The following is a 12,998-nucleotide window of genomic DNA, read 5'->3' as shown; positions in this document are numbered from 1 at the left end:
AATAAAAATGGACCCCTGCCATAGCAGGAGTCCGTGTTATAAACTATTAATCTAAGTCAATATAATAGTAAAGAACAGTTACAGCTTCAGCACGGCTCGCTGTTGCCTTAGGGTCGAAAATCTGACCTTCTTTTCCTCTAATAATGCCTAGAGTTTTTGCTTCTTCCACATAATGAGCAGCAAATGGAGAGATCTGATCTGAATCTTTGAAGCTGACTTCTGTCGTTGTATCAATCGTCAGTTCTCTTTCCATTTCATACACACGCATTAACATCGTAACCATCTGCTCGCGCGTAATGTCTGCATCAGGAGCGAATGTTGTAGCTGACGTACCGCTAACAATACCAGCCTCATATGCAGCAAGAACATCATTTGTTTGGTTGTCACTAAGATCTGTGAAAGGATTTTCAACATCATCACTTACTTCTAAGTTGAATGTGCGAACTAGTAATGATGCAAAGTGAGCACGAGTAATGTTGGTATTCGGTTTGAATGTGCCATCACCGTATCCAAATACAACCTCTTTCGCAGCAAGATCTGTAATATACTCATATGCCCAGTGGCTTTGTGGTACATCTGTAAATGTTACTGGTTCAGCAGGGTCAACCGGATCTACAGGGTCAATCGGATCAACCGGATCAACCGGATCAACCGGGTCCACTGGATCTACAGGATCTAGACCTTCTTCAAGCTTTTTGACTTGAATACGTCCTTCCACCTCATAATCAATCACGCCTTCTGTTTCCATTAAGTGACGAGCGTAAGCGATCATTGCGTTTGTTACATATCCAGCGTCCTCTTGGATCATTTCCCCTTCAAAGTTATATCCGTCACCGCCTGTTGCGATGAAGTTATTTAGAGCTACAGTGTATGTTGCCGCGGGGTCAATAGGCTCACCGTCTAAGAATAGTTCTGCATAAGCAAATTCATCATTTTTGTCTACATAAATCGTATAGTGAAGGCCTGCTGTCTGCAAGTCTACTTGGTTGCGCCACGTATAAGAGTACTCAATCACATCTTGAAGGGCAGCACCTGTCATTTCTTTGATTGAAATAATGTTGCCAAACGGCTCAACTGTGTAAATATCACCAGCTGTAATATCACCTGGCTCAATGCTTGCACGGATACCGCCGCCGTTAGTTAAAGAGATGTCGGCACTAGGAACGCTGTGCAGGATTGAATCCATCCAGAAGTTACCTAGCGGGGCATCACCTTCGTAACGACCATCACGCGTTAAACCAGTTGTTGTATGACCGATCACTTCACCAAGAAGCTCTTCTGCTTCTTCTTCGTACGCTTTTACCATCGCGTCCACATCAGCGTTCACTGCTTCAAGCTCTGAAACTTTTTGCAGTCCGCCAGTTACCGTTACTTCGTCTGTATCTTTGTTATACGTAATTTCAAGGCTGCCGATGTTATTTGCATCGCCGCCTGTTTGGGCAATCGTTGTACCATTCACGACAACCGGCTCTTGAAGTGTCGTATGAGAGTGGCCTCCGATAATCACATCGAAAAAGTCAACTTCCTCAGCTAAACGCTGATCTTCGCTGTAGCCGATATGTGTTAAAGCGACAAATACGTCAACTTCATTTGCAACGTATTCATATTGCAGAGCTGTTGCAATTGGATCATGGAAATCAAGTCCGACAATCCCTGCAGGAGCTGTTGCTGGAGGTGTTTGTGTTAAACCTAGAACACCTACTGTAACATCTTCTAATTCAAAAATTTCATATGGCTCAGGCTGCTCAATTGCAATTGTTTCATCAACGACTTCTGTGTTGGCACTTAACCAAGGGAAGGTTGCTTGATCAGCACGTTTTTGGAACGCCTCTTGACCGTAATCAAATTCATGGTTGCCGATAGCCATCGCATCAAGGCCCATCTCATTTAAAAGGGCTACGATCGGCTCGCCGTCTTGCAGGTCAACAACAGGATTGCCGCTGAAAATATCACCTGCATCTAAGTATAAGAAATTACTAGACTCAGCGCGCTTCTCGTCTATGTACGCGCTAATTTTACCGAAGTTAGCAATCTTCGCGTGCATGTCATTTGTATGCACAATGTCAAGCGTCACTGAGTCAGAATCATCAGCAAAAGCAAGTCCGCTGAATGAGAAGCAAGAAGCTAAGATTAATAGAGTCGCCAGCATGCTTTTCAACCATTTTCCGTTCATCATATTCCTCCTAGAAATCTATTTTCCACTTAGTAGAAAGCGGATACATGTAAAATTATATAGAAATAAGTAGAGAAAGTATAGAAATATGTCAGAGATTCTACTAATCCATTATTTTGAAATAGTGGTTGTTGTTTCTACTTGTGCGTAGTAGACTGACTACAGAAGAGAGAAGGCGGGGGATAGGCTAGATGGAAGGTAGATTAAAAAAGATGAAGCTCGTGATAATGGGATTAACAGCAATAGTGTTACTGCTTGGCAGTTTGCTCATTTATCAGCAAATGGAGAAAAGGAGTTATGGCCACGTACTAGATCATAAGCTGAAGAATGAGCTTGGGGCTGGGCTTGCGACTCCATCAGTAAGTTATCTCGCCTTGAGTGAGGTAATTGAGCAGGAAGAAATCAGTTATGAAGAATTATGGTGGATGATTACACAATTAAAGCATCTTGTTGGTTCTGTACAAGATTATAATCATTTTGCTAGCTGGTTAAATCGCGGTGATCCAGAATGGCGCCGGGGTCTAACGGTTTCTGCTGCTGATGATGCTCTTTACTACTTTGATGAGCAAGTGCGCTGGCTTGTAAATGAAGCAGAGGAGCCGATCAGGGGTGATGGTCCAAGAGGTCATGTGATGTTTGAAGAAGATTATCTGCCAAGGGAGCAGACACTTGCACTGTCAGAGGAACAGATTGAGGAATATAGGTGGTATTTAGGGTTATATGAAGCATGGTATGAGGCGATTGAAGAAGTGATGGACGTACCTCCGCTTGCCGAATTTGATGAAACGCAGTGGTACCATAATCCATTTGTGAGGTTCGGAACTAATGGTCAGGAGCCTTCCTTCTATGATGATGAATGGGTGGAAATCTTAGCGTTACTGGAGGAAAAAACGGAACGCTATTATGAAGAGGCAGGAAGATTGGTGGAATTAGAAATTAGGTGATGGACTGATGTGCAGGCTGTGCGGAAGGGATTTGTATGATTTCAAGCCGTTTAAGCATCGGTTCAGAAGCTAATTGCGCTTCTGTTTGGCAGAATTGCGTCTGTTGGGAGAACAATTGCGTCACTCTCATCTAATAGAGTTTATTCAAACCGGATATGCGTCAATGGTAGAGTTAATTGTATTCAGTCAGCTGATAATTGCGCCAGTTCAACTCGCCAAAACTCGTACATAAAAAGGAGCTGACCTCACAAGGTCTGCTCCTTTCTTTATACGAAGATAGATGTCTGACCCCCTTTACAAAATCTCAATGAATGTCACTTGGCTAAATTGCTATAATCAAAGGGTAAGGACTTGTTTCACTAACTTATTTTGATCAGGGGGCGTGCCAATGAATGTTCGTAAAGCTATTATTCCAGCAGCAGGGCTAGGTACTCGATTTTTGCCAGCGACAAAAGCGCAGCCAAAAGAAATGCTTCCCATTGTTGATAAACCGACTATCCAATTTATTGTCGAAGAGGCAGTCGCATCAGGAATTGAGGATATTATCATTGTAAGCGGCCGAGGGAAGCGGGCGATTGAAGATCACTTTGATAAGTCCTATGAATTAGAAGAAACATTAGCGAAGCGGGAAAAGTGGGATGTGCTGGAAGAAATGAGTTCCATTTCGAATCTTGCAAACATCCATTACATACGTCAAAAAGAACCACTTGGGCTGGGGCATGCGATCCTGTGTGCGAGCCGCTTTATTGGAGAGGAACCATTTGCGGTCTTGCTAGGGGATGATGTCGTCCGCGGCGAACCTCCGTGTCTTAGTCAATTAATGGACATTTACGAGCGGCATCCTTGCTCAATTGTCGGGGTGCAGAAGGTGGCTTATGAAGAGGTAACGAAATACGGGATTATTGAGCCGACTGGGACAGCCCTAGAACCAAGGCTGATGGCTCTTCATGATTTAATAGAGAAGCCAACGGTGGAAGAAGCGCCTTCGCGTTATGCGATTCAAGGCCGCTACATTTTACGTCCTGAAATTTTCCCGATTTTAGAGCGGGTTACGCCTGGTGCTGGCGGGGAGATCCAGCTGACAGATGCAATAAAGCAGCTAAATCAGAAACAGACCGTTCTCGCCTATGAGTTCAGCGGCAAGCGTTATGATGTAGGGGATAAAGCTGGTTATTTAAAAGCAACGATTGATTTTGCGTTAGAGCGTGAAGAGTTACGTGAGGAGTTACTAGCCTATATGGAATCGATTATTCGGGAGGGCCTTCCAAAATGAAAAAGATTACCGTGGTTGGAACGGGTTATGTCGGGCTTGTGACGGGTGTAGCGCTAGCAGAGATCGGTCATCATGTAGTCTGTTTAGATAAGGATGTTGAGAAAGTTGAGCTGATGTGCTCTGGGATTTCTCCTATTTATGAGGCAGGTCTTGAAGGATATCTTGCTCATCACTTGAGAACGGAGAGACTTGAATTCACTACAGATCCTGCGGTGGCTATAGACGGGGCAGAACTTGTGTTTATTGCCGTTGGAACGCCTGAGCTTGCGGATGGTTCAGCAGATCTTAGTTATTTAAGAGAGGCGTGCATGACGGTTGCTGAATATTTAAGCGGACCGGCAACTATTGTGATTAAAAGTACGGTGCCTGTAGGGACAAATGATCTGATAGAACAATTGATCAATGAACATGCCCTCTATCCAATTTCGGTCGTCTCTAATCCTGAATTTTTGAGGGAGGGGCAGGCTCTGTATGATACTTTTCAAGCAGAACGGATCGTCATCGGGTCAGAAAATAAGGCAACGGGCGAGCTCCTCCAGGAAGTGTATGCCCCTTTAGCAAGGCCTGTATTTCACACCGACCGCCGCAGTGCAGAGCTAATCAAATATGCCTCAAATGCGTTTCTTGCAACAAAAATAAGCTTTATTAATGAGATGGCCGCTCTATGTGATCAACTAGGTGCAAATGTGGATGATGTGGCTTGGGGAATGGGAATGGACACACGAATTGGTCATTCCTTTCTAAAAGCAGGTGCAGGATACGGTGGATCATGTTTTCCGAAAGATACAAAAGCCCTTGTTCAGATAGCGAAGGAAGTAGAGCATGATTTTCAATTAATGAAGGCAGTTATTGATATCAATGATTTTCAGAGACATCGCATTTTAAAGTGGATGAAGGATCATTACACAAATATGAGAGGGTTAAGAATTGCCGTGTTAGGGCTTTCCTTTAAACCAAACACTGATGACATTCGTGAAGCCCCTTCTCTTAAACTGATTGAAGCATTAATTGAGTGCGGGGCAGACGTCGTTGCATATGACCCCGCAGCTATTCCAAATGCAAAGGAAGTGCTGGCTGAGAGAATCTGTTATGCCTACTCAGTTGAAGAGGCGATTGAAAAGGCGGATGGTTGTTTGATTATGACCGAATGGAATGAAATCAAGGAAACTCCGATTGAAGTATATCACTATTTGATGGAGCACGCGGTTGTATTTGACGGCAGGAATTGTTATTCGCTTGAAGATGCGAAGCGCGCTGGTGTGATGTATTATTCAGTGGGAAGAAATTATGCATCGAGAAGATCTGGGGACGGGGTAAAAGGGAAAGACTAGAATAGGGAAGAGGCCGCCATATGAAACAATTTCAACAATCATTCCTGACAGCCTCTAGATGGCTCAACCTAGTCCACCTTGTATGGGATCTATAACAAAGGAGCATACCCCGGTATTATTTTACCATGTTTGTTATAATAATAGTTATGATTGTCCCATTTTTATAGAAGATTTTAGTTATTTTTTAATAAACATACCATATTATCGGGTTTATATGTATTTTTAGAGTGTCTTTTTTACTACTTATGGAAATTCTCAATAAAAAGAGCCGCCTAGCTGATGTCGCTAGAGCGGCTTCTTTCCATGAAATTAATTTTTCATCATTGTGTTGTACACTAATACTGCAAAATCACGGCGTGTTACATTTAGGTGTGTACCGAATGTTGTCGGGCTTGTACCTTGCGTGATTTCATTTGCGTAAAGTGTTTTAATGTCATTTACGAAAATAGAATGTTCAATATCTGTCGCACCAGGATCTGTTGTACCAGTTAAACCGTATGCACGTACAAGGATAGCAGCAGTTTCACCGCGAGTAATCGTACGCTCAGGGTAGAACATGCTGTTTCCAGCTCCACTGAAAATGCCAGCTTCTGTAGCGGCATTAATGTATGGAGTTGTGAAAGCTCCAGCGCGAACGTCTGTGTAGTTTGCAGAAGCCGCATTGTCAATATCTAATCCCTTCGCACGAGCTAAAATAATGGCAGCTTCAGCACGTGTGATGGAGTTCGTAGGTGCAAATGTTTTGTTAGGATATCCAGAAATAATCCCAGCTTCATAAAGAGCCATGACTTCAGTGTAGCCGCGATCTGATTGATCAAAATCAGTAAATACAGGCTCAGCTGGAGGTTCTGTTTCTTCAGGTGCTGCTGGGTGGAATTCAAATACTGACCAGCCTTGAGCATTTGTTTCTAAGAATGTTACGCCTTCAACTTCAGCACGCTCTGCATAAGCAGGTGCTTCAGCTGCTGTGCGGATCGTAATTGGGCCTTCTGCTTCAAATGGAGCAATCGACCAGTTGTTTGTTACTTCAACAGAGATCTCACCGCGCTCACGGATATAATCAATGATGATCTCACGGTTTTCTTCTGTACCAGCATAAACGATCTCAGCACCATCAACGTGGTCACCGCCGCCGCCAGCACGGTAGTTGTTAGTAATCACTAGATATTCTTGATTTGGATCAACAGGCTCGCCGTTGTATGTTAAATCAATGATACGCTCGCCCTCAGGTTTTGTTACATCAATCATGTATTCAACGCCTTCGATTGTATCGAAGTTGTACTCACGGAAGTCAAGATCTGTTAATTCTTGTGCTTCTGTTTTAGAAGGGTCAATTTGAAAGAACGCACGAGCTGATTCTTCTAACCAAGCCTCAAGGTCATTACCGTCGACTTTTACAACATGTACTGTGTTCGGGTAAATGTAAATATCAGCTACATCTTTAATCGCGATATTTTCACGAACATCTGTGTAATAATCTAGTCCGCCGCGTCCTGCACGGAATGGCGCTGCTGCAGATAAGAGCGGAAGGTCTGCAAATTCAGTACCAGCAAAATGATCTTCAGCAAACTCAAGCTGAGCATCATTTACTAATTGAACAACCTCATTAACAAAAATACGAGCAAAGAATGTGTTTAATTCTCTGTCAGTAGAACCTACTGGACTGTTTACATACTCAATTGTTTGTTCATGACGCTCCATAACGATGTCTTCGATTGCTTTTGAAGACTCATAGTCAGCAGTAGCTACAGCTGTTGCCGTCCCGTTTTCCACTGTCCATTCGCCGTTATCAAACGACAGATCAAGCTCAATTAAACCAAGGTGTGAACCCCAAGCTCCAGGCATAACTGTTGGAGTACCGTTTAATGTTCCATTTTCAAGGTCAGCACCAGGAAGATTTGCATAACGGTCTTTGTCATTTGGGAATACATAATGTTGGTGCCCAGTGATTAATGCATCGATACCTTCAACTTGGCTAAGCTGATATGAAGCATTTTCACTAGCAGTTTCGTTTGTATCAAATCCAGAGTGAGATGCGACAACAATCACATCCGCACCTTCTTCTTTCATTTGAGGAATGTATGTTTCTGCTGTTTCTACAATCTCATTTACATAAACGTTTCCATCAAGGTGCACGCGGTCCCAAGTCATAACTTGTGGAGGAACAAATCCGATGATACCGATCGTAATGTCATTGCCGTCAATCGTTTGCTCGACCATTGTATATGGCTCATAACGGTGTGTATCATCATTCTTGTTATACGTATTCGCACTTAACCATGGGAAATCAGATTGTGCATCAATATCATCTAGGAAATCCAGGCCAAAGTTATACTCGTGGTTTCCAACTGCTGCTGCATCATATTCCATATAGTTCATGACATCAATAATAATATTGTTGTCTTGTGGATCTACAGTTGCTTCAAGATCCCCTAAAATACTACCCTGAACGATATCTCCATTATCTACTAAGATTGAGTTCGGGTATTTTGCTCTCATTTCTTCTACTACACTGTACACTTTCGATAAACCAATTGATTCATTTACTGCATCTGCCATGTAATCATAAGGCATCATGTGGGCATGGATATCTGATGTACCCATGATTGCCAGCTTATGAGTATTACTCTCAGCTGCAACCGTTTTTGTCCCGATAAAAGGAAGGGCAGTTGATAGAGCAAGCAGTAATGAAAGCGTTAGCATCATTAAGCGGCTTGCACGTGTTTTCGAATGAGTCAAAGTGATTCCCCCTTGATTAGTGATCCTTATGTACAGAGATAGGAGTACTATTTCTATGCATAAAGTCAAAATAATGTAGCACATACACTAATAACGGTAGCACAAGATGTTCGGACAAGATACATATTTTTTGAGATTTTAACAAAATAAGTCTATTTTTGTAGAAGGGTTGTAGGTAATTCTATAAAATGGATATAAATGAATCTTTAGTTCTAGGATAAAAATAGTCTTTAATGTGTAATTAGACTTAATAGGTTGAAAAAATTACTAGATTAACTAATAATTGCGAGTGGTAGAATGTGACTATTTTGTAGGAGGAATGATCTTGAATATCGTAAAAAGCGTAATGATCACTCTACTATTCGTTATAGTAGGGCCGCTTACTGTTAAAGCGGAATCGTTCACAGATGTATCTCCCACTCATTGGGGGAAAGAAGAAATTGAGTACCTTTTTAAGGAAGGAGTCATTCAAGGGACGGGCAATGGGAACTTTTCACCGAATGCGCCTGTGACAAGAGCTCAAGTGGCAGTCATGTTGATGAGAGCAATGGATCTTGAAGGAGCATCAGCACCGCCTCCGCCTTTTAATGACGTTCACCCTGACACGTTTGGGTATAAGGCGATTGGTGTGTTAACAGATAAAGGGGTCTTTTCGATAAACGGAACATATTCCGGCCGGTTTGAACCGGAAAGGGCAACTACAAGAGTGGAGATGGCTGCTGTGTTAGCGCGAGCTTATGATTTAACAGGGGAAAATCTTTTTCCGTTTCCAGATGTAGATCCTAGACATTGGGGGCATGAAGAGATTAGAGCGATTGCCTATAACGGGGTCATGGCCGGAAATACCCGCGCACAGTTTTTACCAGAACAGACGATGACGCGGGCTGAGTTCTCGGTATCATTAGCAAGGGTGCTAAACTCAGATCTTACGGTAGATGCAGACCAAATCATTGAACAATCTATCATCAACCAGACAGAGCATAATATAAGAGAGCTTTCCCGAGTGTTTTTCAGTGCGGTGTTTCATAATGATCCGTGCAGACCTTATTCAGAGGTAAGACCGCTGCTTAGTCCTTATGCTTCAGCAACTTACTCATTTGGCCACCTGTACAGAAACTACCAAGAGAAGTGCGAAGAGAGGAACGGTCAGCTGTACTATGGGTATCATGCTTTTGATTTAAGATCAGAGGCAAGTGTGTCAGGGCGTAATACAGTACAGGTAACAACTATTTCACTGCCAAATAGTATCTTTCAGGCAAAGCATTGGACGTTTACGTTAAAAGCAGATGAAGGTGTATACAAAATTGACCACTCTGCTTATGAGATGGCTGAGGAGAGAAGCTTTGAATTGACTAAAATTGAAAGTGAGAAAATACTGGAGGAGCATTATCCAGGCAGTGATATTTATTACCACCATACAGAGGAGCATGGAACCTTTGAACAGTACGTGTATGAGATAATCTCGCCAGATTGGGGCTACTTTATCGCGAGGATCGATAACAAAGAAGGTCATGTTACAGCGTACTAAAAGGAAATCCCGCATTAATGGGTGATCACCCATCAATGCGGGATTTTTTTAATGACTTTTTTCACGTGGTTTAGCTTGTACACCTTTAGGTCTAGCTCCAAATAATAGCCATCCGCCTTTGACCCAATTTAGCACAGGGTAGACAATGAGCAGGGATCCAAGAAGAGCCACTAAGAAGCAGCTTAAGATCCATAAATGATATTGAATCATCTCGTTTCCAAAATAGACAAACCTTCTATAAAACAAGAGGAAGAGCGGGTGAATCAAGTAAATACCAAATGAATAAATACCTAGCTGAGTCAATGTATTAATCAGCCAAGGCTTTCCGTGCTTATAAATCCAGTGGCCGATGAAAATTAACACTAAGGCACTGAAGAACGTGTGCAGACTCCAGAATAGATGGAAGATCTTAGAGTCAAATGCAACGCCGTAAGCACGGAGCGAGTAATAAAGATAAATATGACCGGCAACAGCAAGCGCCCATGTAACGAAAATACCAGCAATAACGATCCGCTGTCTGCTGAAGGTTGATTTCGCTTTGGCAAACCATGCCTTAATCGATTCATAGTAAATCCCGATAAACGCACCCGTTAAATAATGAGACATATACGAGAGGGAGATGCTTCCGACATTCGGATACTTAATCACAAAATGGTTGTATAAAGAATATGAAAACTGAATAACAAAACCAATCCAAATGATATGTTTCACAAGCCCAGGATAGCGTTTTAAGAGCCACAGAAAGATCGGGAACAGTAAATAAAATTGAATGCTGATAAACACAAAATATAAATGAGGGTACGCGCTGCCCATCATTAACTTATTTCCAAAGTCAGATAAAAACTCATTGAAGCCGCCGTAGTTTTGGAAATACTGTGATGTTACAGCAATATAAATAAGAGAAAAAACAAAGTATGGAACTAAAATATAGAGAAGTCTGCGTTTATAAAAATTTCTAACCAGCTTCCCGGTTAATTCACGATGATAATAACTGTAAAATAAAACAAAACTGCTTAATAAAATAAACGTTGTTGTACCAATTCTAAAAAAGGTATTGGCTGCATTATAAGCAAAAAATGAGGTGCTCGATGGATCCAGGGTTCCGACGGTTACCGATGTAGCATGAACAATGAGAACCGCAAGAATAGCAAGACCTCGAACTACGTTTAATTCAAAAATTGGTGCTTTCTTTTGTATGCCCATAAGTCACTCACTTCCATTTTCTTAATCAACGTATACTATACCATACCACAGGATCTACGTTATTGGACGTTTTACAACAGAATTTGAAGGAAATCACGAAATATCACAAAAAAACACGATGAAGGACCTCTTCATCGTGTTTTTTAGATTAATTCAGCATAAGGACACGTCCGCGGCCCCAATCAACCGTGGCGCCCGTCGCTTCAGTAATAAAACGGACCGGTACAATTGTGCGGCCGTTCACTGCCGTGGCTGGAACATCGAGTGTATGCGGGATACCATTTACGGTTGCGTGCGTATCATTCATTTTCATAGTAATCGTTGTCGTTGCATTCTTGCCAGTTACTGTTTGAGTGGCGGCATTCCACTCAAGTTCGAGTCCTAGTTCTTCGAAAATAGAACGCACAGGAACAAGGAGTCTGCCTGATAGAATCACAGGTTCTGTGCGGTCAAACGTGACAACATCTTGGTTTACTTTTACTTGCATTTGCTGTGTCGTCGTTAACCTCGCTCCTCCTGCCATAGCAGAAAGTTTGGGAATGCTTGTGGCTGGGATGTAGATTGAGTTGTTATAAATAAACATGTTCTCTATACCCGAAATTTGCTGCTGGTTTAAATAAAGCGGCTCTGATACAGGGGATACCACAATAGTCTTTTTGTGGGCAGAGTCAAATAATTGACGTGAGAACTTCATTTGATCGATGAGACTCCTTGTATCACGGTATCGCTGTTCGCGTTCTCCTCTTAATAAGACAATCGTGTAGTCATAGCCGTTTCCTTGTCCAAAAGAAATAAGGTTGTGGCGAGCGGCGTTTGTGTAACCCGTTTTTCCACCCAGTATGCTAGGATGCATAAATCCAGAAGAAGGCTGTGTCATGGCATTTGTATTTCTCCAAGCCTTATGAACAGGCATCCCTTGGCGGTTGCGGTAGGTGGTTGCATAATTCGGTGTGCTGACAAGCTTTAAGAAGAAGGGATGCTTTGCTGCTTCTTGCCCTATCTTTGCTAAATCATTTACAGTCGTTTTTTGATTAGGGTGTGGATAGCCATGGGCATTAGAAAACGTTGTATTAACTGCTCCTAGCTGCCTGGCACGCTGATTCATCATCTGAATAAATTGCCAGTGGCTCCCGCCAATATGCTCTGCGATCGCTACGGCTGCATCATTTCCCGATGGTAGCATGAGCGCATATAAAAGCTGTTCTAACGTCATGATGTCTCCAGGTCTGACCCCTGCCGTAGAACTGTCACTTGGCACAGCGGCAGCACCAGGTCCGACCACAACTACATCATTTAAATTCCCATGCTCAAGAGCAAGGAGCGCTGTCATCACTTTAACGGTGCTTGCAGGATAAAGGGGTGCGTTCGCGTTTTTTGCGAAGCTAGGGGTCTGTTGTCCATCTTCAAGGACGACCCCTGCATGGGCCCCTATCGGAATATTAAACGTAACAAGGTCGCTTGCAGGAATCGTCTGTTTTGGCAGCTGCCTATTTGTAGACGGCTGGATGGAAATTGTACCTGCCCCCGTTTGTTCAAGATATATACCGTTTCCTTGGTGAGAGATCCCGAGATTGAAGAGGGAAGCAATATCTCTTAACGGAAGGTAGTCCATCCCTTGATACGTTATCGCTTGGCCGTCAGCCAGCATCGCTTGATCTTGGTGCTGGATGAAGTAAGGCTGTTCGATTATCTTTATGCTGCCTGCTGAAGCCGGATTAAAGGCATACGCCTGCATAGGAGTACTAAGAAGCAAGACGATAAGAAAAAGAAAACCTGCTTGTTTTAATCTATTCATTTAGTAAACCTC

The 12,998-nt window shown here is 42.7% G+C and carries 8 protein-coding genes; 4 read left to right on the top strand and 4 right to left on the bottom strand.

The window, feature by feature from the left end; all coding sequences use genetic code 11:
- Positions 1 to 46: 46 nt before the first annotated feature.
- Positions 47 to 2,173 carry a 5'-nucleotidase C-terminal domain-containing protein gene (locus tag A33I_RS15270; protein WP_022629219.1) on the bottom strand — a complete coding sequence of 709 codons (2,127 nt, stop codon included), beginning with the start codon at positions 2,171 to 2,173 and terminating at the stop codon, positions 47 to 49.
- A 191-nt stretch (positions 2,174 to 2,364) separates the two neighbouring features.
- Between A33I_RS15270 and A33I_RS15265 the strand changes: the two genes are divergently transcribed.
- The 3 genes from A33I_RS15265 (at position 2,365) to A33I_RS15255 (ending at position 5,721) form a co-directional block, all read left to right on the top strand.
- Positions 2,365 to 3,117, top strand: a complete 753-nt coding sequence (locus A33I_RS15265; RefSeq protein WP_022629218.1) for a hypothetical protein — start codon at positions 2,365 to 2,367, stop codon at positions 3,115 to 3,117.
- 388 nt (positions 3,118 to 3,505) lie between these two features.
- Positions 3,506 to 4,390, top strand: coding sequence for a UTP--glucose-1-phosphate uridylyltransferase GalU (gene galU / locus A33I_RS15260; RefSeq protein ID WP_022629217.1), 885 nt, complete (start codon positions 3,506 to 3,508; stop codon positions 4,388 to 4,390).
- Positions 4,387 to 5,721: a UDP-glucose dehydrogenase family protein gene (locus tag A33I_RS15255; RefSeq protein ID WP_022629216.1), complete on the top strand. Its 1,335-nt coding sequence runs from the start codon at positions 4,387 to 4,389 to the stop codon at positions 5,719 to 5,721. The genes galU and A33I_RS15255 overlap by 4 nt, the downstream gene beginning before the upstream one ends.
- A 309-nt stretch (positions 5,722 to 6,030) precedes the next feature.
- Here A33I_RS15255 and A33I_RS15250 read toward each other — a convergent pair whose 3' ends face one another.
- A complete protein-coding gene (locus A33I_RS15250) occupies positions 6,031 to 8,460 on the bottom strand; it encodes a bifunctional 2',3'-cyclic-nucleotide 2'-phosphodiesterase/3'-nucleotidase (RefSeq protein ID WP_022629215.1) in 2,430 nt (809 codons plus the stop codon).
- Between the two features lie 325 nt (positions 8,461 to 8,785).
- Here A33I_RS15250 and A33I_RS15245 point away from each other — a divergent pair, with 325 nt between their 5' ends.
- Positions 8,786 to 9,988, top strand: a complete 1,203-nt coding sequence (locus A33I_RS15245; protein ID WP_022629214.1) for an S-layer homology domain-containing protein — start codon at positions 8,786 to 8,788, stop codon at positions 9,986 to 9,988.
- A 48-nt stretch (positions 9,989 to 10,036) separates the two neighbouring features.
- On the opposite strand, the gene A33I_RS15240 is transcribed toward A33I_RS15245, so the two are convergent.
- Both A33I_RS15240 and A33I_RS15235 read right to left on the bottom strand, forming a co-directional pair.
- Positions 10,037 to 11,191 (bottom strand): acyltransferase, encoded by a 1,155-nt coding sequence (locus tag A33I_RS15240; protein WP_022629213.1) that lies wholly within the window; start codon positions 11,189 to 11,191, stop codon positions 10,037 to 10,039.
- Positions 11,192 to 11,339: 148 nt separating this feature from the next.
- Positions 11,340 to 12,986: a stalk domain-containing protein gene (locus tag A33I_RS15235; RefSeq protein WP_022629212.1), complete on the bottom strand. Its 1,647-nt coding sequence runs from the start codon at positions 12,984 to 12,986 to the stop codon at positions 11,340 to 11,342.
- Positions 12,987 to 12,998: the final 12 nt, after the last annotated feature.

Source organism: Alkalihalophilus marmarensis DSM 21297, from assembly GCF_000474275.2.
Classification (GTDB): Bacteria; Bacillota; Bacilli; order Bacillales; family Bacillaceae_D; genus Alkalihalophilus; species Alkalihalophilus marmarensis.
Note: the sequence above shows the minus strand (reverse complement) of the source record. Positions and strands in the feature narration are given on the sequence as shown.

Bases quoted from the DNA above. Each gene is read 5' to 3' on its own strand.
- A33I_RS15270 (WP_022629219.1), bottom strand. From the start codon at position 2,173: ATGAACGGAAAATGGTTGAAAAGCATGCTGGCGACTCTATTAATCTTA.
- A33I_RS15265 (WP_022629218.1), top strand. From the start codon at position 2,365: ATGGAAGGTAGATTAAAAAAGATGAAGCTCGTGATAATGGGATTAACA.
- galU (WP_022629217.1), top strand. From the start codon at position 3,506: ATGAATGTTCGTAAAGCTATTATTCCAGCAGCAGGGCTAGGTACTCGA.
- A33I_RS15255 (WP_022629216.1), top strand. From the start codon at position 4,387: ATGAAAAAGATTACCGTGGTTGGAACGGGTTATGTCGGGCTTGTGACG.
- A33I_RS15240 (WP_022629213.1), bottom strand. From the start codon at position 11,191: ATGGGCATACAAAAGAAAGCACCAATTTTTGAATTAAACGTAGTTCGA.
- A33I_RS15235 (WP_022629212.1), bottom strand. From the start codon at position 12,986: ATGAATAGATTAAAACAAGCAGGTTTTCTTTTTCTTATCGTCTTGCTT.